This window comes from Brotomerdimonas butyrica (assembly GCF_025567305.1).
In the GTDB taxonomy this organism is placed as follows: domain Bacteria; phylum Bacillota; class Clostridia; order Peptostreptococcales; family Anaerovoracaceae; genus Lentihominibacter; species Lentihominibacter butyricus.
In genome coordinates this window covers 72,351-98,632 of sequence record NZ_JAOQJP010000006.1, presented here as the reverse complement: position 1 = coordinate 98,632, position 26,282 = coordinate 72,351, and the positions used below count along the sequence as shown (strand labels likewise).

Here is a 26,282-nt window from a genome sequence, read left to right as displayed (position 1 = left end):
TTTGCCGGTTGTTCACCGGCTTTACAGCCGCATCATCACAGCTGTGTATGCAAAGGCGCAGCTGTCCCTGCAGCCGGCTGTGTGCTATAGTCTGCGGTGTTCTGAGCAGCAGCTCCCGCAGGTATCGCGCGATTTCCGGTCTTCGCCTTTTCCGGTGTACCTGTACCTTCTACTATGCCTGTGAGCGCACTGGCGAGCCCCGCCATCCCCTGTATCTCCGCAGGGATTATGATCTTCGTGGCTTTGCCGTCTGCCGCCTTTTCAAACGCCTCGAGACTCTTGAGCGTCAGCACTTCCTTAGTCGCGCCTGCCTCGCTCAGCAGTCTGATACCGTCAGCAGTAGCACGCTGCACCATGAGTATGGCCTCCGCTTCACCCTCTGCAGCCTTTATAGCTGCCTGCTTTGCAGCCTCTGCTCCGAGGATCACCGCTTCCTTGTTACCTTCAGCTATGAGAACTGCCGATTTTTTCTCACCTTCCGCACGCAGGATCGCTTCTCTTCGTTCACGCTCCGCACGCATCTGCTTCTCCATAGCCATCTGTATGTCTGCCGGCGGGTTGATATTCTTCACTTCGACTCTGTTGATCTTGATGCCCCATGCATCCGTTGCCTCGTCGAGCACTATCCTTATTTTGCTGTTGATGTGTTCTCTGCTCGTCAGAGTTCCGTCGAGCTCGAGCTCGCCTATGATGTTTCTGAGCGTTGTCGCCGTCAGATTCTCTATCGCAGCCATAGGGTTCTCTACGCCGTATGCGTAAAGCTTAGGGTCTGTGATCTGGAAATACACTACGGTGTCGATCTCTATCGTTACGTTGTCCTTCGTTATCACCGGCTGCGGCGGGAAATCTATGACGTGTTCCTTGAGCGACACTTTTCTTGCCACCTTGTCGATCAAAGGTATTTTAAAGTGCAGACCCACCTGCCATGTGGTGTAGTATGCCCCGAGCCTTTCCAGTACGTATGCGTTTGCCTGCGGCACTATCCTGATGTTTGTGACAACAAGCGCGATGATCAGTGCGATCAGTATCAGCACCACTATTATCGCCCCCGCTGAAATTCCTGTGTGATACATCTTAATCCTCCTTTTTTCTCCTTTTATACTCAAACCGGCTGAGCCGGCTCTGCTGTCTCTTTTATCTGTTCTGCGCCGTTTCCTTGACTTCCTCGACTGTCAGCGTGACTCCTCTGATGCTTTTTATCGTTACCAGTCTGCCTTTATCGATCGGCCTTCCCTCCGAGACTGCCGTCCACACCTTGCCGTCGACGCGCACCTGCCCTTTTCCATAAGAAGGGAGGTCTTCCTCGACTATGCCTGTCTGGCCGACGACTGACTCGATATTCGTCTTCTGCACTCTGTCATTGAGCTTTTTCTTCGCCAGCGGCCTGGTGCATGCGACGAGTATCGCGGAAACTACAAGAAATATTATGACCTGAACGATCACAGGAGCTCCGACTGCTGCTGCGATCGCTGCGCACACCGCGCCGCCCACGAACCATATGCACGTGAGTCCCATCGTGATCGCTTCGAGTATCGCCATTATCCCGGCGATCATCAGCCACATCACAGCTTCACTGAATGTTATCCCGAATATCGTCATGGCCTTCCTCCTCTTCTCCTCATGTTCTGCACCTGATGACGTTCTATCATCTCATTCATTTCCGCTCTGGTCAGCAGCCCTGACTTGTAAAGCGTCTTCAGACTGTCGAGGTAACGCTGTTCGTCACTTGATACAGCCTGCTGCATCACAGCTCCCGCGCTGCTGCTCTGACGTGCCCGGCGTTCCCCTGCGGCACCGGCGGCCCTGCCGCTGCGATCAATGTGATCTCTGTGCGCATCGTGCAGATCGCGCAGTTTACGATCCCTGCGTTTTGCACTGCTCTGCGCCGCATGCATGCCTGACGTGCCGGAACTCCCCGGCATCCTGAACTGCGTGCCGGCCGATCCGCCGTTCATTTTTCTGCGCCTGAGTATCACCGCCACGACGGCAGCTGCTATTATCAGAACTATCGCCACAGTGAAGATCGCCATTGCTCCTATCGCTCCATCGCTTATGCCGTCCGCATAATACACCGCATCATCGGAATGGTCACCTGTCATATCGTCACCGTATCCGTATTCGGAGAATTCATCGACGATCTCAGCAGCTGTGTCCTGCTGATCCTGTGTGAGCTGCAATCCGTATCCGTTATGGAATACCAGCACCTCATTTATCACAAAGTTGGTGTTTGACGTCATCGAGGCAGTGAGAAACACCGTATCGGTCCTGCTTTCCTGCTGTCCGTCTCCGTCAAGATCGGCTGTCATCACGATATCTGTCTTCAGGAAGCTGTTCCACTGATATTCTGTGAATACCGGCGTGCCGTACGTTATCTGAGCACCGGGATCTGCCGATGCGATCTGTTCCGTGTAAAGCTGCACAAGAGCATTTTTCCCGTATTTATCATAATAATCCCGCGCATCGTTTTCATCGCTGTAAAAATAAACGTAATCGCCGTCCGTCACTGCGTCTGCAGAAAAATATATATCGAACATCAGCGGATCACTAATGCCATTTTCTGCAGCCGTCATGATATGTTCAAAAGGCTTGCCTGAGCTTTCCGTTTTATCGACCTCTGCGATCTGCCAGCTGTCCCAGCCTGATTCTTTGTAAATGCTGATACCGCCGTCTCTGCATTCAAAATAATAAGTTTCCGCATATGCGCCCGATGCAGTCGCAAATATCAGAAGCAGCATGCACAAAAAAACCGTTATGCGTGTTAGATTCCTTTGCTTCATCATACCTCCTGTCCCTTACCCTGATAGTGATATCTATTACTTAACAAATTATTATACCATAAACACATGTATTTTCTTATACAAAAAACCGGGTGTGATGCCCGGTTTTTGTTTTTAATATTTATGACTTGTCCCGTCACTGATTATTCAGCTGTGTAAGGCAGCAGAGCAACGATTCTTGCTCTCTTGATAGCTCTTGTTACCTCTCTCTGGTGAACAGCGCAAGTTCCTGTGATTCTCTTAGGAAGGATCTTTCCTCTTTCTGTCACATACTTCTTGAGCTTTTCAACGTCTTTGTAATCTATAGTTTCAGCTTTATCAGCGCAGAACTGGCATACTTTTTTTCTTCTCATGCCGCCACGTCTTTTATTATCCATGATATTATCTCCTTTCTTTTAGAACGGGATATCATCATCCTGGAGTGCCTGAAATCCTTCAGGTACGCCCATGTCTTTGTCGGCAGAGCCCTGATTAGATGGCTGCGAGCTCTGATATCTGCTGCCGCCGCCTGATCTTTCGTTTCTGTCGCCCCATTCCAAAAATTCTACTCTGTCGGCCACTACGTCTGTCGTATAGACTGTAATGCCGTCTTTATTGGTATAACTGCCTGTCTGTATCCTTCCCTGGACGCCGACAAGTCTGCCTTTTGCCAGAAATCTTTCGCAGTTCTCAGCCTGACGGCCGAATACTGTTACTCGCGGAAAATCAGTTTTCTTTTCCTGTCCGGATCTTACCGGCCTGTCTATTGCTACAGTAAATGTTGCTACAGCCATCTGGCTTTCCGGTATATACCTGATTTCAGGGTCTCTGGTTAATCTTCCAATCAGTACTACACTATTCATACTGCACCCCTCTTCCTATTTTTCATCTTTGTTTATTATGATGTGTCTGATTACGTTGTCTGAGATCTTGAGTCTTCTGTCGAGCTCTGCCGGCAGAGTCGGCTGTGCCTTGAATTCGATAACAACATAATATCCTTCAGTCTTCTTCTGGATAGGATATGCGAGTTTTTTCATACCCCATACATCTGCGTTGCCTACTTCACCTTCAGCAGCGATGATACCTTTAACAGCTTCGATAGTTGCTTCTTTCTTATCATCTTCGATCGCAGGGTCAATAACGAACATAACTTCATAATTGATCATTCTTTTCACCTCCTTATGGACTAAATGGCAGCAGGCTTTTCCTGCTGCAAGGACTGCATGCAAAATCGCACACGAAATCACATGCCTTTATATTATACATTATCTGCAGGTTATTGCAAGCAAAAAAGCTGAGAAATCTCAGCTTTTCTTGCTATTTCAGCCTATTTCAGCCTATCCAGCGCCGCGCTGCGGCTTTTGCTTATCGTCGCATAGTAGCTGACCATGTTACTTGCGACCTTGTCATCCCACGCAGTGCTGGCCGCATATTTTTTATTTACATCAGATATAGTCTTTCCCGAATAAAGGCTGCCGCCCGGTGACAGATAGCTGTTCGCCAGAGCCCCGGAAACCACGTCGATGCCCTCGGCTTTTGAAGAAAAACCGCTTGTCCCGTATCCGAACATATTATTTGTCGCGAAGCACATGGTGCCGTTGGCGCTCTCATGCGCTGCGATCGCCATCACGAACAGACAGTTGATACCGTAGTCCTGCTCGGCCTGATAAAATGCTTCTTCAAGGCCGACAAGACCGCCTGTCGTCACGAGCTTCAGATCGGCCACTGTGACTCCGCTCGGTCTGCTGACATCCATCGCCATTACCTGTGCAGTCGTATAGGCCGGTATCTGCCTGTCATTTATCACACGATCGACCGTCGACGTTCTCAGCGCATCTGCAAGATCCACATCCCTGGCAGACGCGGCTCCTTCTTCTGTCAGCAGCTTGCTGGCCTTTGCAGCATCGCTCCGGATATCCTCAGCTGTCGCATATATGCCGGCGAAAAAAAGCCCCGCGCACAGCGCAAGTATAAAAACGGTCAGCACGGCGATCTTTGCAAAATGACGGCCGTATTTCCTGTTTATCACATAAACTGTTTTTTCTCTATCGTCCATAAATACCTCGTATACTTGAAAATCAAAGGATTCTAATATATTATAGTTAATATGTCAGGAAAAAACAACAGCTATCATGCTTAGACAGACAGTGAAGCCAGAGGTGTGAAAATATGCAGCATATACTCAAAACCGTAATAACACTGCTCATTTCTCTGCTGATGCAGTCCGGTGTCGTGAACCTGATATCGACGACTCCACACGATGCGGTCAGCGATTTTATGGACGGTCTGAAAAACCGCGACAGCAGTGTTATGGAAAAATACATGGATGACAGCTATGTCAACTTCATCACTAACGTCCAGGGTGATGATGCCGTAGTCGAGAGGATGAACGAGGCGCTGTTCAGGAACTTCTCGTACAAGATAGAAAAGATCAAGACAAAAGATGATGTCGCAGTCGCAAAGGTCAGCATCACGAGCGGCGATTTCAGCAATGTGCTGTCCGGATATGAAGCCGCATCATATGAATACATCACGGATAATCTGCAGTCAGACGAGATCGCGGACAAGGACTACCTGAACGCGAAGTGCCTTGAGATATACGTGCAGCAGGTCGAAGCAGCCGCAGACAGCGGTACTGTACTTGAAACTGTGGTGTACATCCCGATGATCGACGACGGATACTACGGCTGGAACATCATCATGACCGACGACCTGATGAAGACCGTGCTCGGCAACCTGCAAATGCCCGCGAGCTGATATTGCATTACAGTTATACCACCTATTTCCAAAGCTTGTCAGGATACATGCCCTTGTCTTTCATAGACTCGAGGGCATTTTTTACGTCCTCTTTGTCCTCCTTGTAGGTCACCCCGTACCACCTGTCAGCGGAATTCAGCACCTTGACCTGCGCCTTTCCATCATGCACGAGCCTGTCGGCAGCCGCAGGAAGATAATATTCACCTTTGAGCGGGTTCTCTGCCACGACATTTTCAAAAAACTCAGGGAATCCCTTGCCGAGCTCATCCATCATGCTCCTCGAAAATCCCCAGAAGTTCATCGAGACCACAGTATCTTCAGGCAGGCTCACCCATGTCTCGCCGTCGTCCTCGGTATACGCGATACCCTGATCCCTTTTCATGATCTTCGTTCGCTCAGTAACCTTCTCGAGGTACCCGTTCTCATCTATGTCGCAGACTCCCCTCGACACGTGACCGTTCTCCGTAACAGTATTCGCCAGCTGATATCCGACCATGCAGTACGAGTATTTTTCTCCGTCCTGATGCTCAGTCAGATAATCATAGATAGCCGTGAAACCGCTCGGGCCGTAATAATCGTCAGCATTTATCACCGCGAAAGGGCCCTTTACGAGATCCCTGCACGAAAGCACCGCATGCCCCGTGCCCCACGGCTTTTCTCTGCCCTCCGGGATCTTCACGCCGTCCGGTACATCATCAAGTTTCTGGTACGCGTACTCTATCTCCATGAACCTTCCGGCGCGCTCGTCGACCACCTCTCTGAAAAGCTCCCTGTGCTCCTCCTTTATCACGAACACCGCGCGCTCAAAACCCGCCATCATCGCGTCATAGAGCGAAAAATCGAGGATGATCTCTCCTGAATCCGTTATTTTATCGACCTGTTTCAGCCCGCCGTATCGCGACCCCATGCCGGCCGCCATTATTATCAGTGTTGGTTTTTCGTTATTTTTCATAGCTTTCTTCTCTTTCTTTATGTGATGTTGCTCTGTTTCGTTTTTATCAATTATACCAAATACTGCAGATTTTACAAATTTATTATTCAAAGGCCGCGCGTGTGGTATAATGTGCGGAGTACATCAGGCATTTATGCAAAGCTTCAGCCGTCCGGCGGCATACTCTCATGAGGCCTGCGGCGGCATTGATCTGAAAGGTGATAACTATGAGTAAGAATATTATTTTTGTAACGGGGTATTTCGGGGCTCCCATACGGGAGATCGCGGAAAAGACTGCAGAGCGCGAAGGCTGTGCACTTTTGTCGCTGGATGAGGAGATAGAAAGGGCAGACGGCCGCTCGATCCTGCGCATCTGCATGCTGATGGGCGAGCACGAGTACAGGAACAAGGAATATGAGATCCTGTCAAAGCTCCCGGAGGACGATCTGGTCGTATACTGCGGAGACGGCGTGCTCAACGACGAAATGTCGAGAGATATCATACTGAAACACCGGCTCGTGATCGCCGGAGCAAACATGTCAGTCGACGAGCTGTGGGAAAATGCAAAAAAAACAAAGGATCCCGCACATGCCTTCATGCATTTCGGCAGTGAAGGATCCCGAAAAAAAGCGTTCGAAGATCTTTACACGAGACAGCGTGCGCTTTACGATTCGATCGGGATGTGACCGATCCGGCAGCATATCATGCACTATACACTGCAGCCGGATATATGATCATGACCTCTCCTGCGGAGACGGCTCATGAGAGCGCCTGCGGAGCCTGTCTGCGATCTCAATAACGACCATCATGACAGCGATCCCCAGCGCCCAGCCCGCCAGCACGTCAGTAGGATAATGGACACCGAGATAAATGCGGCTCAGGCCTATGCACACCATAGGTATCGCAAGTACCACGGTCAGGATGTTCGCCGCTGTGCGGTCCTGCACATTCACCCTGACGAGATATATCAGAATGCCGAACACAAACATGCTCGTTATCGAATGACCGCTCGGGAATGAATATCCGCCCTGCTTTATGAGATGATAAATCTGATCCGGCCTGTCTCGCTGGACCAGATTTTTTATTATCTTGTTGATCACCGTTACAGAGATCGCACCTGCCGAAACAGGGATCCCGTATCTGATCCTCGTCGGCTTTATTATCAGCAGTATGATGCACAGCGCCGTTACAGACTGCCAGTTTCCCAGATAAGTCATCACTTTTGCTGCAGACGTCAATGCACCGCTTCTCATGTCATAAAAAAAGAATCTGACAGCATCGTCGAACGCCGCGGCTTTTCCCGACTGCACAAGAAATAGCATCATGAAAAACACCGCGATGCTCACGGTGAATACGCACGCTCTTATCACAAATCCGTTTTTACCGATATCACTGTTCATTTCTCACATCTCCCTGTTTTTTATATCAAATCAATTTGTTATCCGATTTTTGTATGATTTCATGTTCATTGTACCATAATACCTCTCGTTATGGTATTATAGTTACATGTGTGCCCGGCGGCTCAAATATATAATATACAGGGGGTCCAAATGAAAATTTTTGCAAATATACCGGGAGCCTACAAGCTCCTGCACTGTCTCAAATATCTCAAGCCCAATAAAAGGGAGATCGATGCTGCGCGCGAAGCCGGCGACTTTGAGAAAGAAAGAGAATATATACTCAAATCGACTTCATACTGGGGTCCTAAAGTCATGGAAATGTTCGGGAGCACAGTCAATGTGCACAACATCGAAAATCTTCCGGAGCACGGGCCTGTTGTACTCGTCGGAAACCACCAGGGATATGCTGATATATTCGCATACTGCGCAGCGTTCAGGAATTTCCAGTTCGCATTCGTCGCAAAAGAGGATCTCGCTAAAATACCGTTTTACGGCAAATGGATAAGAAAGATACGCAGCGTCTTTATAAAGCGTGATGATCCGCGTGCTTCGCTCAAGGCGATAAGCGAAGGCATCGAATATATCAGGCAGGGATTTTCGCTCGTGATCTTTCCTGAGGGAACAAGGAGCAAGGGACCTGTACCCGGCAGATTCCATAAAGGCTCTCTCAAGCTGGCTACGAAGCCGGGAGTCCCTATCGTGCCGATCTCGCTGAACGGCAGCTACAAGATGTTCGAGGAAGAAGGCTATCTCAAAGGTGCAAGGATCGACATAATCGTTCATGAGCCTATTGAAACGAAAGGTCTGAGCAGAGAAGAAGAAAAGGAGCTCAACGACCGCGTCGAGAAGATCATAGTCGACGGCGTAAAGGAACTGCAGAAGCTTCAGGAATCAGCTGAAATCTGATGGCTGATGGTCAATGACAGCTGAAAGGCTGTTCATATAAAATAATTTATCATCTCATTAAAGGAGGCAAAAATGAAAGCAACTAAAAAAATCATCACTTCAGGAATCATCCTCTCACTGATCATGGCAATGGCTATGTTATTCGCAGGATGCGGCAGCAGCCCTGAAACTCTCGAGGAGTACATCAACAGCGACTCTGAGGCTCAGGAAACTATCGACTCACTGTCAAGCGACGGAATGAACGTAGACGTCAAGGGAAATGTGGTAACATTCACTTACACATACGATCAGACTTTCGATGAAGACACTATCGCAGCTATGAAGCCTGAGATGGAAAGCGCAATGAACAGCATGGAATCGACATTCACAGGTGTAGCTTCAGACCTTGAAGAAGGTTCGGGCATAACAGGCGTGACTGTAAAAGTCATATATAAGGATGCGGCAGGCACCGAGATATACAGCAATGAATATACAAAATAACATTTCATTCATGTATAAACGTGCGTAAATTTTAACAAAAGCGGCTTCGCCACATATTTTCATATGAAACTTTTGTTGATATTCAGGAAATATCGAAAACGATATTTCCTGAATAATAAAAAAACAGGACAGCCTCGATTTTATGAGGACTGTCCTGTTTTTTATAAAATCACAAATCATATATGATTTGCCACTTCAAATGCATCCCATATACCATACATTATGTTCGATACCTTTTTCGCATCTCCGAGAACATACAGCTCAGGGATATCAAACTCGATCTCGTGATACAGGCTGTTGTTTTCGCTGTATCCCACTGATAATATCACTGAATCACATTCAAGTTTCTTCTCTCCTTCTGCCGTGCTCACAGTAAGCACTCTGCCGTCATATCCGGAAGCCTTTGCTGATGTTATCACCTCTATACCGTTAAAAGGTATCAGCTTTTCAAGCATCTCACTGTTGGCATGGCACAGTGGTCCGTTCACTGCCAGTATGCTGTCCAGAGCTTCAACGATCTTTACATTTTTTCCCTGCTGTGCCAGCCATAATGCAGTCTCACAGCCTACAAGCCCTCCGCCTATTACAACTGCCGTATCTCCGGCATCTTTTTCTTTCATAAGCACCTGCGCTGCTGTATATACATGTTCATCCGCGCCAAGCGAGAATACTTTAGGAACAGAACCTGTAGCCAGGATCACAGCATCTGCTCCCGATTTTCTGATATCATCTGCGCTTGCCTCAGTATTGAGATATACAGGAACTCTGAGCTTTTCCAGCATCGTAGTGAACCAGTCCGCCAGAGCGATATCATCTTCCTTGAAATCCGGTGCACCTCCAGGCAGCAGATTTCCGCCCAGCCTGCTTCCCTTTTCGTAAAGTGACGGCATATGACCGCGAAGCGCCAGCACTCTTGCAGCTTCACATCCTGCAACGCCGCCGCCTATTATCATGACTTTTTTAGGTATCCTGACAGGATTCAGTGCATTTGCACGTTCTCTGCATGCCTGCGGGTTGACAGCACAGTTCAGCATAGAATATTCCTGGATACGCCCCATACAGCCTTCATGACATGAAATGCACGGCCTGATCTCCGATACCCTGCCGCTTCTGAGCTTGTTCACATAATCAGGATCTGCCAGGAGCGGTCTGCCAAGACTTATCATATCAGTTTCACCGTTTTCAAGAGCTTCCAGAGCCATATCCGGATCATCCATTCTTCCTGCACATATCACAGGAACATCGACTGTTTTTTTCATCAGTTCGGCAAAAGGTCTGTAAAGCCCTTTTTTCTGGTACATAGGCGGATGACTCCACCACCATGAGTCATAAGAACCTACATCGGTATCAAGAGCGTCATATCCATATTCAACAAGAAGCTTTGCCGCCTCTATCCCTTCTTCTATATCTCTGCCCTTTTCCACGAATTCCTCGCCCGGCAGAGCACCTTCACGAAAATCTTTTATAAAGCTTTTCGGGCTGTATCTCAGTGTAACAGGAAAATCCTCACCGCATGTTCTTTTTATTTCCTGTACTATTTCACGTGCAAATCGCAGTCTGTTTTCGAGGCTTCCGCCATATTCGTCTGTTCTGTGATTGAAAAGTGATATGGCAAACTGATCTATGAGATATCCTTCATGCACTGCGTGTATCTGCACCCCGTCAAAACCTGCACGCTTTGCATTGAATGCACCTTTCCCAAACTGTTCTACTATTGTTCGTATCTCCTCTTTCGTGAGTTCTCTGCATGTCTTGTCAAGCCATCGGTGCGGTATCGGCGACGGTGCTACCGGCGGGAATTCTCCCAGATTCGTCGGGATAGTCACCCTTCCGAAACCTCCTGACATCTGGAGGAATACCTTTGCACCGTATGCGTGGATACGCTCAGTCATTTCCCTGCCTGTTCTCACAAACTGTACAGGATTGTAAGTAGGACATGGACAGTTAGGCATGCCGTGTTCTTCTATCTCATTATCAACAAATGACACTCCTGTTATTATAAGACCTGTTCCGCCCCTGGCACGTTCCGTATAGTAGTCTATACCGCGCTGATTAAAACCGCCTTCCGCATCCGCAAGGCCTAAAGGTCCCATCGGCGCCATGGCAAAACGGTTTTTTATCCTGCACTTGCCGATCATCACAGGCGTATATAACTTTTCATATTTAAAACTCATACGACACCTCCTCGTATCACCAGATCAATTAGTTGAACCTATTCGATGAATTGATTCTATCATATGAAATTGTTCATTGCAATATAAATTTATCTCAGTTAAAATATCTGAAGAAAGGAATACTTTTATGAAAAAGCAAATGACCAGCCGCGATAAACAGGCACAGGCTACCAAAAACAAAATATACAAAGTAGGCATCAAGCTGATACAGAAGCACGGTCTCGACGGTATCAATGTCAGCCAGATAGCAAAAGCTGCCGGTATATCCGTGGGAACTTTTTATCATTACTATAAATCAAAACTGGATCTGTTCATGGATCTTTACCGCTCGGCAGACGCCCGTTATGAAAATGAACTCGCAGTGCAGATCAGCGAGCTGCCTTTTGATGAAAAAATACATGCTTTTTTCCGGGATTACGCTGAAATGGCAGAGAAAAACGGAGTGCAGCTGACACAGAAAATGTATATCCCTGAAAATACCCTGTTCATTTCGGAAGATCGTGCGATGCATACGATCCTGAAAAATGCCATAAGTGATGCACAAAAAGAAGGACTCTGCTCTGTCAGCAAGAGTCCCGGAGATACTGCAAATGACCTTTTTCTGATAGCTCGCGGCGTGATCTTTGACTGGGCCCTTCACGATGGAAGCTATGACCTGAAAGAAAAAACGAAAGAAATGCTTTCTGTCTATATTGACAGGCTTTCAGAAAAATAAACATCAGAATTTGAATATGCGATCTGATTTTTTACTTCACATACAGCTCTTTGATTTTATCAGAAGGATCGAACTTTCTCCATAATATCAGCAGCACTATTCCTAAAACTGCCATTGCTGCCCCGTACCACAGAAGTATGTTCAGCATGCCTTCAAAATCACTCAGCATACCGCTTCCGTATGTTTCAAGATAATATTCATGCCCCCAGTCTCCTTCATACCAGTTAAGAAACGGAACACTTATAAGCGAATAAATACCGACTATCAGGCAGAACGCTCCAAGCCTGCCGGTATCGCCTTTTGCAAGCCTTGTTTTTCTGTTTACCGGATACATATCCGGATCAGTCTTGTACAGCCCTCCGTATATCCATTTGAATATTATGTAAAACACTGCAGCTGCAGGTATCATCAGTATCCCGCCTGTAAAATAATCTGTGCCGTTGATGAGCAGCACTACAGCGCAAACTATTATGGGCAGCAGTGCACAATAGTAAAGCCCTGCTTTCCCTCCGGGTATCACGAACATTCCGGCACGCTTCTCCACAGGATACAGCTTTCTCATCTTTACGAGCGCGATACATACCAGTATATATGTAACCAGTCCGAACGTTACTTCCAGGAGCACAAGTGCCGTAAATTCAAATTCCATAAGTACCAGAGTCACTGCCGTATAAAGCAGCACACTTACATACGGCACACCTTTTTTCTTTGAAACTTTTCGCAGGAATTTCGGACAGAGGTTGTCATCTGCGAGAACAAAGAAGCCCCTCGACCCTGTCGCAAGCTGGCTGTTAAAAATAGCAAGCTGTGAAGCTATCGCAACAAGGCAGAATACCAGTCCCATAAAAGGCCCTATATAATCAGTCAGCACCGTTGAAAACCCTACTCCGCTGCTGCCGTCTGTAGTCCAGCTTTCCCATTGTCCAACTGATGCCAGTCCTGCTATAGTAGGAAGGACGTATGTTATAGTGACCAGAGGCAGAGAGATTATGACTGCTTTAGGTATGAGCTGCGGATTTTCGACTTCTCCGGCTATATTAGGAAGACTTATATACCCGAAATACATCCATATGCATATAGCAGCACATCCGCCTATACTTTCCACTATGCCCGAATCCTGAGGCATAAAAGGCTCTACAGGATTCTGGTTCCAGTTAGCAAATCCCACTATAGTAACAAGTGTGAATGCAGCTATAACTACTATCGTAAGGAATGTACTCAGTTTTCCTACTTCCTGTATCCCAAACAGATTTATGATCGTAAAAACCGCAACCAGTATTATTTTCAGACAGAAAGCCTGGAAAACAGTAAGCTCAACAAAATATGAAAGATATCCTATCGAAAGTACTATATATACTGCATTTGCCACATAAAATGAAATCGCGAGCAGAAATGCACTTATGAATCCCCAGAATTCACCAAGTGATTTTTTTACCCATACATATGCGCCGCCTTCCTCAGGCATCACAGCACCAAGTTCTGCAACAGCAAGGCAAAACGGTACTGACCATATGAGAGGGAACACCAGAAGCATGAGTATAGTCATGCCCGGACCACTGGCTGACACCATTTCTTCAACGCCGAAAGCACCTGCCGCACATGCACAGTACATTATAGCCGTCAGGCTTATGATACCGACATTATGTTTTTTTAAAGCCGTTACACCATCTTTACGAGTATCCATAACAGACACCTTCCTTTCATAAACTTTTCCGGTTTATCTAGTATATTTTTATAGGCCCCTGTTTACTATCTTTTTCTTGTTGATATTTTTTAGAAAATTTAAATATTTTGATATTTTTATTTTTATTTGCTGATGTTATAATATCAATAGATAGCAAGAAAGAAAGTTTTTTATATTTTTGATACCGTTTATAACAAAAGTATGGTGAATTATATGAAAAAGAACATAGATTATACAGATAACATGCCTGTACGTGCAGATATAATAGAATTCGGAAATTACCCATGGCATATGCATACAAATGACATCCAGATATGCTACGTCCTTTCCGGAGAAGCCAGAATGAAATTTGCATATGCATACTATCATCTTAAAGAAAATCATATACACTTTATCCACTCTTACGATATACATGGTTTCCAGAGCCTTAACGGACAATGTAAGATGCTCGTTCTCAGTTTTGACCTTGATCATTTTTCAGAAAAATTCCCAAACCTTGGCTCACAGATCTTTTCTGTGCGTTCAATAAACGCAGATATATTTTACACGCACCAGGCAACGCTCAGAAAACAGATATTTTCTCTTGCTGTAAAACTGATGCGTGATGAAAAAAATCAAAATAACTATAATAATATAAATGACTGTGCTGCAGAAATATTTAAAACACTTTACAAAGATTTTCGCAACTTCAGAATAGGAGAAGACAATCTAAATGAATACCGTATTTCGCATGATTCTTTTCAGACAGACAGAATAAGCCGTATTATATGCTATATCTATGAAAATTACAGCAGCAAAATAAGTCTTGCTGCAATAGCTGCTGAAGAGAATATCAATACATATTATCTTTCTCACCTTTTTCAGCGTTTTGTCGGGAAAAGCTTCCGTGATTTCATCAATATGGCAAGAGTGGAGATGTCTGAATATGAAATACTGGCAACTGATAAAGCTATATCAAAAATAGCACTTGACACAGGATTTTCAAATTATAATTATTACATAGACGCTTTCATAAAATGGTTCGGTATGCATCCTAAAAAATACCGTAATGAATTCAAAAGCGAAACAATACTTGAAAAAGATCCTGATTGCACTCATCTTTCGCTGAATGATGCAATGCCGCTTATAGAAAAAGAACTGTCAAAAATAGAGATATCCAACATTCCCGATACTAAAAAAACTCACATATCTATTAATCTGTCACTGAAGCTGAATGACAGAAACAGCAGCAAATGTATTCATTCCGGATCATTCATAAATGAAATATCAGAACGCCTCTTTACGAATGTTCCTGAGCTCCGTGAAGCTGTAAATAAAAATATAACACCGGCAAATTTATATAATAAATACGCACCTCATGAACACTGCATCGATCTGCTTGATACAGTAGTCGGAAAAAAGGATCTTTCACTTGAAAATTTTCAGATCATAGATACAGAAGAAAATAAAAACGGACTTTTTACTGTGAATGGTATGAAAAAACCGCTTTACTACCTGTACATGTTCTGGTTTGAGCTCTTTGAAGATATTGCGTACTGCGGTCCCGGCTATATAGTGACACACAGCAGTGAAAATTACAGCATAATAGTGTACAATAACAGTCCTGTGCTGCATTCTGATATGATATTTGATTTCAATAATGTTTCAAAAAAGCACAAGCTTACTCAGAAAATACTCTCTGCAAGACATTCATGTATTTCCTACTGGCAGCAGCTCGATTTCATGCCTGATATAGATCAGGAAGACTATCGATGCATAGAAAATATGACAATACCGGAAACGTCTTTCAGGATCGTTCCCGGTATGAAAAATTATCAGCATATAACCAGTCTTGAGCCTATGGATATAGCTCATATAAAATTCTTCAGAGAATGAGTCTGCTCCTATGCAGCTCTGTAATACTTAGAATCCGAGTCCGAAATTAGCCTTGACTCTCTTCATCGTCTTCTCTGCGATAGTGTTAGCTCTGTCTGCACCGTCACGCAGTATCTGCTTGAGTTCTTCTGTTTCTCTGATCTCATTGAAATTCTGCTTGATAGGCACGAGCGCCTCCTTTGTGATCTCGACCAGCTCTTTCTTGAAGTCACCGTATCCGCATCCTGCAAAGTCTGCAACGATATCATCTATGCTCTTTCCTGAAAGCGCACTGTAGATATTGAGCAGGTTGCTCACTCCAGGCTTGTTCTCAGGATCGAATCTGATCTCGCCGTCTGAGTCTGTAGTCGCACGCATGATCGATTTTTTGATCTTGCTGTCTTCGTCGAGAAGTGAGATCCTGCTGTGGATGTTCTCAGCGCTTTTGCTCATCTTCTTTGTCGGATCGTCGAGAGCCATGATACGTGCGCCTTCCTTCAGGAATCTTCCGTCAGGTATCACGAATGTATCCTTGAATCTGTTATTTACTCTTATAGCTATATCTCTGCATATCTCTATGTGCTGTTTCTGATCGTTGCCGACAGGAACGATATCAGTGTCATAGAGCAGTATGTCTGCCGCCATAAGGATAGGATATGTGAAAAGTCCTGCAGGTGCTGATTCCTTGCCTCTGCTCTTATCCTTGAACTGTGTCATTCTCGAAAGCTCACCTGTGTATGAGCTGCATGTAAGTATCCATGAAAGCTCTGAATGTCCGCTTACATCCGACTGAACGAAAACAGTCGATTTTTTCGGATCCACACCTATTGAAAGGTACAGAGCCGCCACGTCGAGTATATGCTTTCTCAGTTCCTTAGGATCCTGCGGAACCGTTATCGAATGCAGGTCAACTATGCAGTAGATGCACTCATTGTCATCCTGAAGCTCTACGAACTGCTTCAGCGCTCCGAGATAATTTCCCAGATGGATATTTCCTGTAGGCTGTACGCCGGAAAAAACACGTTTCATAATCTCTCCTTAAAATTTAAATCTATTTTACAGTTTCATTTTAGTCTGTTCTGGCTCATCGTCATTACTTTTCTTTTCGGCTTTCTTTTTGAGTGCGAGCTCCATATCACGCTCATGCTCCTCCTCACGGATCACCTTTGCCATCGATATGATGTTCGACTCGTCGTCGGTACGCATTATCTTGACGCCCTGTGTAGCTCTGCCGAGCTTCGATACTTCGTTAGCCTTTATCCTTATGATAGTTCCTTCTGAATTGATGAGAAGTATCTCGTCATCTTCGTCAACGACCATGGCGCCTATCAGTCTTCCTGTCTTCTTGAACTTGCTCTTGTCGTATGTCAGCAGCCCCTTGCCGCCTCTTGCCTGGATCTTGTAATCCTTTACAGGCGTCCTCTTGCCGAATCCGTTGCTCGTCACCACGAGAAGCTCTTCGTGAGGCTGTACGAGTTCCATCGATACGACTTCGTCATCATCCTCAAGCTTGATAGCTCTCACGCCGCCTGCGATTCTTCCCATAGGACGCACATCATCCTCTGAGAAGCATATGCACTTGCCGTTCTTTGTGATTATGATCACGTTGTCGCTTCCGCTCGTCTGCTTGATAGCAACAAGTTCGTCGCCGTCCTTCAGATTTATGGCTATAAGACCGGTCTTTCTGTTGGTATCGAACTGCGAGATAGCTGTCTTCTTTATCGTACCGTTCTTTGTAACTGCCATCAGATACTTGTCGTCGCGGAAGTCTCTGAACGGTATCACTGCGGTGATCCTTTCTCTCTGCATCAGATTGAGGAAGTTTATCGCAGGTGTTCCCTTGGCTGTTCTCGTAGCTTCAGGTATCTCGTATGCCTTTATTCTATGCACCTTTCCTGTATTTGTAAAGAACATCAGGTTGTCGTGCGTCGATGTCATTATCAGGTCGCTTACGAAGTCGTTTTCTCTCGTAGTGAGTCCTGTGATGCCCTTGCCGCCTCTCTTCTGAGTCTTGTATGTGTCAGCCGGTATCCTCTTGAGGTATCCCAGGTGAGTCAGAGTGATCGCAACCTGTTTCTCCTCTATAAGATCCTCGTCGTCCATATCGCTCATATCAGCGACTATCTTAGTCCTTCTCTCGTCGCCGTACTTTTCCTTGATTTCGAGAAGCTCTTCCTTTACAACTCCCATCAGCATCTTTTCATCTGCCAGGAGCATGTTGTAGTATTCGATCTTCTTGCGGAGTTCTTCATATTCATTTTCGATCTTCTCTCGTTCCAGTCCCTGCAGTCTGGCAAGTCTCATGTCGAGTATCGCCTGTGCCTGTATTTCTGAAAGACCGAAGCGGTCCATCAGCTTCTGTCTGGCATCATTGTAGCTGGATCTGATGATCTTTATTATCTCGTCTATGTTGTCGAGAGCGATACGCAGACCTTCCAGTATGTGGGCTCTGGCTTCAGCCTTGTTGAGATCGAAGCGTGTCCTTCTCGTCACTACTTCCTTCTGGTGCTTCAGATATTCACTGATGATATCGTAAAGGTTCAGAAGTCTGGGCTGTCCGTCAACGAGCGCTATCATTATCATGCTGTAGTTGTCCTGCAGCTGTGTATGCTTGTAAAGTCTGTTGAGCGTGATCCTAGGGTTTGCATCCTTCTTCAGCTCGATGACTATACGCATACCGTTTCTGTTCGACTCGTCTCTTATAGCCGAGATGCCGTCGATCCTCTTGTCCTTTACAAGCTCACCTATCTTCTCAAGAAGTCTTGCCTTGTTCACCTGGAAAGGTATCTCGCTGATTATTATCTGCGAGCGTCCTCTGTCTGTCTCTTCTATGTTAGCAACAGCTCTTACCGTGACCTTGCCCTGTCCTGTCCTGTAAGCCTCTCTTGCGCCTTTTTTTCCGAGTATCTGAGCTCCCGTAGGGAAGTCAGGTCCCTTTATGATCTCCACGAGATCGTCTACAGTACAGTCTTCATCATCTATCATCTTCACGGTAGCATCGATGACTTCGCCGAGATTGTGAGGCGGTATGGATGTAGCCATACCTACGGCGATACCGTTGCTTCCGTTTACGAGAAGGTTCGGGAATCTTGAAGGCAGTACTACCGGCTCCTTTTCCTCCTCATCGAAGTTTGGCATGAAGTCTACAGTGTCTTTGTCTATATCGCGGATCATTTCCAGCGAGAACGGAGACATCCTTGCTTCTGTATAACGCATTGCCGCAGCGCCGTCTCCGTCGACTGAACCGAAGTTTCCGTGTCCGTCTACCAGAAGGTATCTTGTCGAGAAGTCCTGAGCGAGCCTTACCATCGCATCGTATATCGAACTGTCACCGTGAGGGTGATATTTACCCATTACTTCACCGACGATACGCGCCGATTTCTTGAACGGCTTGTCAGGTGTTATGCCCAGACCGCTCATTCCGTATAGTATTCTCCTGTGAACAGGCTTCAGTCCGTCACGAACGTCAGGAAGAGCACGTCCTACGATAACGCTCATCGCGTAATCTATATAGGAGTTTTTCATCTCGTCATGTATCTCGTGCTGGATCATTTTCTGATCTTCTAATAAATTCGCCATTTACTTAAAAACTCCTCCCCTCTAAATATCCAGTGTCGCGAGTGCCGCATTCTGTTCTATGAAATGTCTTCTAGGCTGCACTTTATCGCCCATGAGCGTAGTGAATATCTCATCCGCAGCAGTGGCATCCTCAACAGTTATCTGGATCAGAGTCCTGTTGTTGTAATCCATGGTAGTTTCCCAGAGCTGATGGAAGTCCATCTCTCCGAGACCTTTATAACGCTGTATGTCGGCCTTGCCCGGCTTGTCCGCGAGCTCCTTCATCAGCTTTTCCTGCTCTCTTTCCGAATAGGTGTAGTACACTTCCTTGCCCTTCTTTACCTGGAAAAGCGGCGGCTGTGCAGCATAAACATAGCCCTTTTCGATAAGAGGCGTCATGTATCTGTAGAAGAACGTCAGCAGGAGCGTCCTGATATGCGCGCCGTCAACGTCGGCATCTGTCATGATGATTATCTTGTGATATCTCAGCTTCGATTCATCAAAATCAGGTCCGATATTGCATCCGAATGCTGTGATCATGTTCTTTATCTCATCTGAGTTCAGTATCTTATCGAGTCTTGCCTTTTCGACATTGAGGATCTTACCTCTGAGCGGCAGCACCGCCTGTCTGAGCCTGTCTCTTCCCTGCTTAGCGCTTCCGCCTGCGGAATCGCCCTCGACAAGGAATATCTCTGAAAGCGCAGGATTTTTCTCCGAACAGTCCGCGAGTTTTCCCGGCATCGAGATACCGTCGAGAACGCTCTTTCTTCTCGTCAGCTCTCTGGCTTTTCTTGCAGCCTCTCTGGCTCTTGAAGCTCTCAGACACTTGTCTATTATGATCTTTGCCTGTGTAGGGTTTTCCTCGAGGAAAGCCATCACGTTCTCTGCCGTAGCAGTTTCAACGAATCCGCGCATCTCGCTGTTGCCGAGCTTTGTCTTGGTCTGTCCTTCGAACTGCGGCTCTGTGAGCTTTACAGAAACGATAGCAGTGAGACCTTCTCTGACGTCTTCGCCTGACAGCGAATCATCGTTTTCCTTGAGTATCTTCGTCCTCTTGGCATAGTCGTTTATTATTCTGGTCAAGGCAGTCTTGAACCCCACCATGTGGAATCCGCCCTCTGTAGTGTTGATATTATTTGCATATGAAAGAAGCATCTCATTGTATCTGTCAGTGTACTGCATAGCAACTTCCACTTCTCTCTCCTTGTCAGCCACTTCAAAATAGATGACATCAGGATGCAGAGGCTCCTTGTTCATATTGAGGTGCTTTACGAATTCCTTGAGTCCGCCCTCATAATGGAATTCTTCATTCTTTTCCTTGCCTGCTCTCTCATCCTTGAGCGTTATCTTGATACCCTTGTTGAGGAAGGCCATCTCTCTGAGCCTTCTTTCGAGCACCTCGAAATCATATTCCGTCTCATCAAAAATCTCAGGGTCCGGCCAGAAAGTGGTCTTCGATCCTGTTTTCCTTGCATTGCCTATCTCTGTGAGCGGACTTGTCGTCTTGCCCTTTGCATATGTCTGCTTGTAGATCTTGCCGTTTCTCTTTATCTCTACTTCCATCTTTGTGGAAAGAGCATTCACAACGGATGCACCTACACCGTGAAGTCCTCCGGAAACCTTGTATCCTCCGCCTCCGAATTTTCCACCAGCATGGAGCACCGTATGGATGACTTCCACGGCCGGTATACCGAGCTTAGGATGATTGTCTACAGGCATACCTCGTCCGTCGTCTTCAACGGTAATGGAATTGTCCTTGTGTATGGTGACATTTATAGTGCTGCAGAATCCGGCAAGAGCTTCGTCGATACTGTTGTCCACTATTTCGTATACGAGATGATGGAGTCCTCGCGGCCCCGTACTTCCTATATACATACCGGGCCTTTTTCTTACAGCTTCAAGGCCTTCAAGAACTTGTATCTGCTCAGCGCCATACTGCTGGATATTTTCGTCTTTCGCCATTCCCTGATCTCCTTTTTTACAATAAAAATACTTATTCCATTATATCATGATTCTTTATCTTTGACAATTTTAAAAGCATTTTAGACCTAAATCTTCACACAACCTTAAAAAAACGCTCAAATCAGCGTTTTTCAATATATAAAAGCCTGATTACAGTGGAGTGGTACTTTTGAATTTTCCATTTATAACCAGACTTTTATAGCTTCTATATTTCTATTTCTACTTCACCTGAATTTATTTTGAATATCTTTCCCTCCGGAAGCGACTTTGCCACCTTTCCCGATATATCAGTAGTCGTTATGAAAAGCTGATTGCCGCCGAGTGAATTTATCAGATATGTCTGCCTGTCGTTATCGAGTTCGGACAGTACATCATCGAGCAGCAGTATCGGTTTTTCTCCCATCTCATCTTCTATGAGCTTTATTTCCGAAAGCTTCAGTGAAAGCGCCGCAGTACGCTGCTGTCCCTGCGATCCGAATTTTCTCAGATCTACACCGTCTGCAGATATTTTCAGATCGTCCTTGTGAGGTCCTATACCTGTCGTCCTGTTCCTGATATCATCATCACGCGTCTTCAGCAGTTTCTCATAAAAAACACTCTCGGTGTCCGCCGGATCCGCTGACTTTTCTACATTTGCCTCGTATTTCACATTCAATGTCTCTTTACCGCCTGATATGCTGCCGTGTATTTCCTTACTTATGTCGTTTATTTTGAGTATGAATTCATCACGCCTCGATATCACTTTCGCGCCGTACCTTGCGAGCTCGTGATCCCAGATATCCAGTATCGATATGTCGATCGCACTTTCCTTGAGATACACATTGCGCTGTCTGAGCACTCTCTTGTAATTGCTCAGATCGCTGTAGTATCCGGGTTTTATCTGGCAAAGCTCCCTGTCTATAAATTTCCTTCTTTTTTCAGGTTCATCCTTTACGATCTTCATATCTTCCGGAGAAAATATTATTATGAAGATACGCTCAAGCAGCTCAGATGTCTTTTTTATCCTGACGCCGTCGAGCTTTATGCCTTTCTTGCCGTCTTTAGTTATGACTATCTCCGTGGTATGTTCGTCATCGTCAAAAAATGCAGTCGTCCGCATCCTGCAGAAATCGCTCCCGAATCTGATAAGCTCCTTGTCCTTCGAGGTCTTGAACGATCTCGCCATCGAATTGAGATAGATGCTCTCCAGCAGGTTCGTCTTCCCCTGCGCATTGTTGCCGATGAAAATATTTACGTTTTTATTGAATGAAACGTCCAGATCCTTGTAGTTTCTGAAGTCTTTCAGCTCTATCCTCTTTACAAACATACTACATCTTAGGTATTCTTACCGGCAGTATCAGGTATTCGTAGGCATCTCCCTGTACAGGTCTTACGACGCATGGTGATGTTCCCGTCTTGAAGTTCATCGATATCTCCTCGTCATCTATGGCCTTCAGGACATCTATCACGAATTTTGAGTTGAACCCGATCTCAAGATCATCGCCTGTCTTTTCCATGATGATCTCTTCCTTTACATTTCCTTCCTCTGATCTCGATGTGATCGTGAGAAGATTGTTGTTTATCGTCATCTTTATAAGATTATTCTTGCCTTCCTTTGCCAGCAGCGATGCTCTCTCGATACTCTCGAGCAGCATCGACTTCCCTGTAATGACTGTTATCGTGTTGTCCTTAGGAATTATGTCGTTATATTTTATGAATTCGCCTTCCATCAGACGCAGCACGATCTCTGTGCTTCCTATGATGAATGTCGCTTTTTTCTCACCCAGCAGTATGCTGATATCGTCATCGCTCTCATCTTCTGTGATGATCTTGCTTATCTCATTCATGATCTTAGCTGATATGATAAATTTATTTTCACGTTCACTTGTCATCGCTTCGTTTGCGAGAGCGAGTCTGAATCCGTCAAGAGCGACCATGCTGACCTTTTCTGTACCTATCTCGGTAAGTATGCCGACAAGTATGCCTTTTGATTCATCCACAGATGCTGCAAATGATGTTTTTCTCACCATATCCCTGAAGATATCTCTGCTGAATGTCAGACTTTCCTTTATTTCTTCTTTTTCTCCTATCTTAGGAAATTCTTCCACAGGGAAGCTCACTACAGAAAATTCAGATGTGCTTGTCTTTATCGATATCAGGTTGTCGCTGTCTGATTCGATAAATATCTCCTCGTTGGGCAGCTTTCTTATGATATCTCCGAACAGTTTCGATATGACAACAGATGATCCTGCTTCCTGCACTGAAGCTGACACTGTTTTCTGTATGCTTATCTCGAGATCAGAAGCTGTCAGCGTCAGAGTGCCTTCCTGATCTGCCTGTATGAGTATTCCTTTAAGTATTGGAAGAGTAGTTCTGTTTGATACAGCTTTTGAAACTGTGTTCAGGGCTTTTGCCAATGTTTGCTGGTTGCAGGTGAATTTCATAAATATCCTCCGATTCAAAAAATCATTTATTATTTATTATATATATTTATAGTAGTTGTAGTAGTAGGGCCTGTTGATATTGTTGATAACTTTTGAAGTCCTTGCGAACGCTTGTTTTTTTGTTCTTTAAAAACTGTGGATAACTTGTTTTTTTTGTCAACATCGCATGTTGATAAGTCATATGCAAGATCACAGGTCGTCTTTTATGCGGCGTATCTCTTCATTAAGAAGGCTGTCCGTTTTCAGCTGCTCTGAAATCTTTTCATATGCGTGAAGCACTGTAGTGTGATCGCGGCCGCCGAAACAGTTTCCTATCTTAGGCAGCGAGGAGTCCGTGAGTTCCCTGCAGAGGTACATTGCTACCTGTCTGGGATGTGAGAATTCACGCTTTCTCTTGGCTGATTCTATATCTGCGACCTTTATATTGTATTTCTTGCAGACTGATTTCTTTATCGATTCGCACGATATATCGAGATCGCTGTTCGAAAATATGTCGCTGAGGTTTTTCTTTGCAAATTTTACGGTTATCGGTTCGCTGAATATCTTGGAATAGCTGATTATCCTGGTGAGAGCGCTCTCGAGCTCTCTTATGTTGTACTTGACTTTTTCAGCTATCAGGTCGATGACTTCAAGTATATCGTCGTCATTGAGATCTATGTTTTCAAGCTGAGCCTTGTTCCTGAGTATAGCTACTCTTGTTTCGAAGTCAGGCGGCTGTATGTCAGCGATGACGTTCCACTGGAATCGCGAACGCAGTCTTTCGTCGAGGTCGGTGAGCTTGCTCGGGTGGCGGTCACTCGATATGACTATCTGCTTGTCACATTCATAAAGGGCATTGAATGTATGGAAAAACTCCACCTGAGTGCTTTCCTTGCCCTCGATGAACTGTATATCGTCTATCAGCAGCACGTCGACGTTCCTGTATTTGTTTTTGAAGAACCTCATTTTGCTGTTGTAGTTCTTTTTATCCTGGATAGCTTTTACGAGCTCTGAAGTAAACATTTCAGACGATACGTAAAGCACCTTTGATGACGGATTGTTTTCGAGTATGTAGTGTCCTATGGCGTGCATGAGGTGAGTCTTTCCAAGCCCTGAGCCTCCGTAGAGGAAAAGGGGGTTGTACGCCGATGCCGGTGATTCTGCGACCGAAAGGGCTATAGCATGCGCATAGTTGTTGTTCGATCCGACTACGAAATTATCGAATTTGTATCTGGGGTTTAAGAAATATTCTTCTCTGAATTCTTCTTCTGCAGCCTGATTTTTTGGCGGCTGCGGCTTGCTTCCCGCCGTGCCGTTCACGATGCTTTCGATCTCTTCTTCAGATTTTTCTTTTATAACTACCCTGTATCTCTCGTTCATCACGCTCTCGACAGCCTGCTCAAATATTGAAATATAGCGGTTGTTGAGCACTTCGACAACAAAGCTTTCTGATGCTGCCACGTGAAAAACCTTAGCGTCTTCATCTATTTCGAGAGGTACAAGGGGCTTGAACCATGTCCTGTAACTTACATCGGTAACATTGCTGTTTATTTCTGCAAGTATATCTCTCCAAGTTTTTTCATCAGGTTTTTTTTTCATAAGTAGATCCTCTCCATAAGCGATGGATATATAATATCAAAAAAAGTTATCCACAAGCAATAGGTTGATAAAATTTGTTGAAAAAATAAAGATCGCGAAAGTTATCCACTACCTGTGGATAAAGTTGTGCAAAGTTTACACAGGGGTAACTACATATTGGACAGCCATGTAAAACCGGCACGTTTTTTGGCAGTTCAGGCTTTTGAGCGGGCTATCTTCCTTTTAAAATCAATTGACAGAGCAGATGACGCGGAGTATAATAGTAAAGCATATCGCATAGGTTGAAATTTAGATCTATGCATCATAAATCACAGTTCCAAAGGGAGGATACAACAAATGAAAATGACATATCAGCCTAAGAAAAGGCAGAGAAAAAAAGAACACGGCTTCAGAAAAAGAATGAGAACAAAGAACGGTAGAAATGTTTTAAAGAGAAGAAGACAAAGAGGAAGAAAAGTTTTATCAGCATAGAGACCGCAAGCGTGGTCTTTTTGTTATGACATGATAAATGTCATATTAGGTAAAACCTGGTAATGTTATGCTAAAAAGGGATATACTGAGAAGAAAAGATGATTTTACTTCCATATATAAAAAGGGCAGATCTGTAGGCGAGAGATATGTTGTGCTTTTTTATAAGAAAAACAGTCTCGGCTATAACAGAACAGCATTTTTAGCAAGCAAAAAAGTAGGGAACAGCGTTGAAAGAAACAGAGCAAGAAGACTCATGAAGGAAAATTACAGATTTCTCAGAGATGATATAAGATCCGGTCATGATCTTATATTTATCGCACGAAAAACCATCAGCGGCCGCAAGGCCGGCGAGGTCGGGAAATCTATGATCAATGCTTTATCTAGAGCAAAGTTATATAAGAAACAAGAGGCAAAAAGATGAAGAAGGTATTGATTTTGATCATAAAAGGATATCAGAAATTCATATCTCCTCTTTTTCCGCCAACATGCAGATTCTATCCTACTTGTTCGACTTATTTTATACAGGCATTGGAAAAGTACGGATTTTTTAAGGGCTCGTTCCTGGGGATCAAAAGGCTGCTGAGATGTCATCCTTTTAATCCCGGCGGTTATGATCCTTTAAAATAGGAGGAA

26 protein-coding genes are annotated in these 26,282 nt (G+C 45.2%); 9 read left to right on the top strand and 17 right to left on the bottom strand.

Translation table 11 applies throughout. The features are described from left to right. Positions 1-35: 35 nt before the first annotated feature. The 7 genes from OCV59_RS05675 to OCV59_RS05645 form a co-directional block, all read right to left on the bottom strand. The gene (locus OCV59_RS05675) at positions 36-1,073 is read right to left on the bottom strand and encodes an SPFH domain-containing protein (protein WP_147593525.1); all 1,038 of its coding nucleotides are present in this window, start codon (positions 1,071-1,073) and stop codon (positions 36-38) included. 61 nt (positions 1,074-1,134) lie between these two features. Next, positions 1,135-1,599, bottom strand: coding sequence for an NfeD family protein (locus OCV59_RS05670; protein WP_147593524.1), 465 nt, complete (start codon positions 1,597-1,599; stop codon positions 1,135-1,137). Next, positions 1,596-2,780 carry a hypothetical protein gene (locus OCV59_RS05665; RefSeq protein WP_147593523.1) on the bottom strand — a complete coding sequence of 395 codons (1,185 nt, stop codon included), beginning with the start codon at positions 2,778-2,780 and terminating at the stop codon, positions 1,596-1,598. Before OCV59_RS05665 ends, OCV59_RS05670 begins: the two co-directional genes overlap by 4 nt. A 140-nt stretch (positions 2,781-2,920) precedes the next feature. Next, positions 2,921-3,154 (bottom strand): 30S ribosomal protein S18, encoded by a 234-nt coding sequence (gene rpsR / locus OCV59_RS05660; RefSeq protein WP_147593522.1) that lies wholly within the window; start codon positions 3,152-3,154, stop codon positions 2,921-2,923. Between the two features lie 18 nt (positions 3,155-3,172). Further along, positions 3,173-3,619, bottom strand: a complete 447-nt coding sequence (locus OCV59_RS05655; RefSeq protein ID WP_147593521.1) for a single-stranded DNA-binding protein — start codon at positions 3,617-3,619, stop codon at positions 3,173-3,175. A 15-nt stretch (positions 3,620-3,634) separates the two neighbouring features. Beyond that, on the bottom strand, positions 3,635-3,922 hold the full coding sequence (gene rpsF, locus OCV59_RS05650) for a 30S ribosomal protein S6 (RefSeq protein ID WP_147593520.1): 288 nt from the start codon (positions 3,920-3,922) through the stop codon (positions 3,635-3,637). Between the two features lie 161 nt (positions 3,923-4,083). Then, complete coding sequence (locus tag OCV59_RS05645) at positions 4,084-4,812, bottom strand: glucosaminidase domain-containing protein (RefSeq protein ID WP_147593519.1); 729 nt, start codon at positions 4,810-4,812, stop codon at positions 4,084-4,086. Positions 4,813-4,925: 113 nt separating this feature from the next. Between OCV59_RS05645 and OCV59_RS05640 the strand changes: the two genes are divergently transcribed. Continuing rightward, the gene (locus OCV59_RS05640; protein WP_147593518.1) at positions 4,926-5,513 is read left to right on the top strand and encodes a hypothetical protein; all 588 of its coding nucleotides are present in this window, start codon (positions 4,926-4,928) and stop codon (positions 5,511-5,513) included. A gap of 22 nt (positions 5,514-5,535) precedes the next feature. On the opposite strand, the gene OCV59_RS05635 is transcribed toward OCV59_RS05640, so the two are convergent. Further along, positions 5,536-6,465, bottom strand: coding sequence for a nucleotidyltransferase family protein (locus OCV59_RS05635; RefSeq protein WP_147593517.1), 930 nt, complete (start codon positions 6,463-6,465; stop codon positions 5,536-5,538). A 206-nt stretch (positions 6,466-6,671) separates the two neighbouring features. Here OCV59_RS05635 and OCV59_RS05630 point away from each other — a divergent pair, with 206 nt between their 5' ends. Further along, complete coding sequence (locus tag OCV59_RS05630; RefSeq protein ID WP_147593516.1) at positions 6,672-7,130, top strand: shikimate kinase; 459 nt, start codon at positions 6,672-6,674, stop codon at positions 7,128-7,130. A 48-nt stretch (positions 7,131-7,178) separates the two neighbouring features. Here the strand turns inward: OCV59_RS05630 and OCV59_RS05625 are convergent, their stop codons facing one another. Further along, positions 7,179-7,844, bottom strand: a complete 666-nt coding sequence (locus tag OCV59_RS05625; RefSeq protein ID WP_147593515.1) for a phosphatase PAP2 family protein — start codon at positions 7,842-7,844, stop codon at positions 7,179-7,181. A 150-nt stretch (positions 7,845-7,994) separates the two neighbouring features. Between OCV59_RS05625 and OCV59_RS05620 the strand changes: the two genes are divergently transcribed. Both OCV59_RS05620 and OCV59_RS05615 read left to right on the top strand, forming a co-directional pair. After that, complete coding sequence (locus tag OCV59_RS05620) at positions 7,995-8,750, top strand: lysophospholipid acyltransferase family protein (protein ID WP_147593514.1); 756 nt, start codon at positions 7,995-7,997, stop codon at positions 8,748-8,750. A 72-nt stretch (positions 8,751-8,822) separates the two neighbouring features. Further along, complete coding sequence (locus OCV59_RS05615; RefSeq protein ID WP_147593513.1) at positions 8,823-9,230, top strand: DUF4854 domain-containing protein; 408 nt, start codon at positions 8,823-8,825, stop codon at positions 9,228-9,230. Between the two features lie 176 nt (positions 9,231-9,406). On the opposite strand, the gene OCV59_RS05610 is transcribed toward OCV59_RS05615, so the two are convergent. Then, positions 9,407-11,404: an oxidoreductase gene (locus OCV59_RS05610; RefSeq protein WP_147593512.1), complete on the bottom strand. Its 1,998-nt coding sequence runs from the start codon at positions 11,402-11,404 to the stop codon at positions 9,407-9,409. A gap of 127 nt (positions 11,405-11,531) precedes the next feature. Here OCV59_RS05610 and OCV59_RS05605 point away from each other — a divergent pair, with 127 nt between their 5' ends. After that, positions 11,532-12,119, top strand: a complete 588-nt coding sequence (locus OCV59_RS05605) for a TetR/AcrR family transcriptional regulator (RefSeq protein WP_147593511.1) — start codon at positions 11,532-11,534, stop codon at positions 12,117-12,119. Positions 12,120-12,150: 31 nt separating this feature from the next. Here OCV59_RS05605 and OCV59_RS05600 read toward each other — a convergent pair whose 3' ends face one another. Further along, positions 12,151-13,803: an APC family permease gene (locus OCV59_RS05600; RefSeq protein WP_147593510.1), complete on the bottom strand. Its 1,653-nt coding sequence runs from the start codon at positions 13,801-13,803 to the stop codon at positions 12,151-12,153. Positions 13,804-14,016: 213 nt separating this feature from the next. Between OCV59_RS05600 and OCV59_RS05595 the strand changes: the two genes are divergently transcribed. Further along, positions 14,017-15,678, top strand: a complete 1,662-nt coding sequence (locus tag OCV59_RS05595; protein ID WP_262584140.1) for an AraC family transcriptional regulator — start codon at positions 14,017-14,019, stop codon at positions 15,676-15,678. A 27-nt stretch (positions 15,679-15,705) separates the two neighbouring features. On the opposite strand, the gene trpS is transcribed toward OCV59_RS05595, so the two are convergent. The 6 genes from trpS to dnaA form a co-directional block, all read right to left on the bottom strand. Further along, complete coding sequence (gene trpS / locus OCV59_RS05590) at positions 15,706-16,686, bottom strand: tryptophan--tRNA ligase (RefSeq protein WP_147593508.1); 981 nt, start codon at positions 16,684-16,686, stop codon at positions 15,706-15,708. Positions 16,687-16,713: 27 nt separating this feature from the next. Beyond that, positions 16,714-19,236, bottom strand: coding sequence for a DNA gyrase subunit A (gyrA, locus tag OCV59_RS05585; RefSeq protein WP_147593507.1), 2,523 nt, complete (start codon positions 19,234-19,236; stop codon positions 16,714-16,716). Positions 19,237-19,257: 21 nt separating this feature from the next. Continuing rightward, a complete protein-coding gene (gene gyrB, locus OCV59_RS05580) occupies positions 19,258-21,177 on the bottom strand; it encodes a DNA topoisomerase (ATP-hydrolyzing) subunit B (RefSeq protein WP_147593506.1) in 1,920 nt (639 codons plus the stop codon). A 205-nt stretch (positions 21,178-21,382) separates the two neighbouring features. After that, complete coding sequence (gene recF / locus OCV59_RS05575; RefSeq protein WP_147593505.1) at positions 21,383-22,483, bottom strand: DNA replication/repair protein RecF; 1,101 nt, start codon at positions 22,481-22,483, stop codon at positions 21,383-21,385. A gap of 1 nt (position 22,484) precedes the next feature. Further along, positions 22,485-23,600, bottom strand: a complete 1,116-nt coding sequence (gene dnaN / locus OCV59_RS05570) for a DNA polymerase III subunit beta (protein ID WP_147593504.1) — start codon at positions 23,598-23,600, stop codon at positions 22,485-22,487. A gap of 189 nt (positions 23,601-23,789) precedes the next feature. Further along, positions 23,790-25,178: a chromosomal replication initiator protein DnaA gene (gene dnaA, locus OCV59_RS05565; RefSeq protein WP_147593503.1), complete on the bottom strand. Its 1,389-nt coding sequence runs from the start codon at positions 25,176-25,178 to the stop codon at positions 23,790-23,792. Positions 25,179-25,514: 336 nt separating this feature from the next. Here dnaA and rpmH point away from each other — a divergent pair, with 336 nt between their 5' ends. From rpmH to yidD, 3 genes are all read left to right on the top strand, one after another. Next, a complete protein-coding gene (gene rpmH / locus OCV59_RS05560; protein ID WP_147593502.1) occupies positions 25,515-25,649 on the top strand; it encodes a 50S ribosomal protein L34 in 135 nt (44 codons plus the stop codon). Between the two features lie 67 nt (positions 25,650-25,716). Then, a complete protein-coding gene (gene rnpA, locus OCV59_RS05555) occupies positions 25,717-26,070 on the top strand; it encodes a ribonuclease P protein component (protein ID WP_147593501.1) in 354 nt (117 codons plus the stop codon). After that, positions 26,067-26,276, top strand: a complete 210-nt coding sequence (gene yidD / locus OCV59_RS05550; protein WP_147593500.1) for a membrane protein insertion efficiency factor YidD — start codon at positions 26,067-26,069, stop codon at positions 26,274-26,276. Before rnpA ends, yidD begins: the two co-directional genes overlap by 4 nt. Positions 26,277-26,282: the final 6 nt, after the last annotated feature.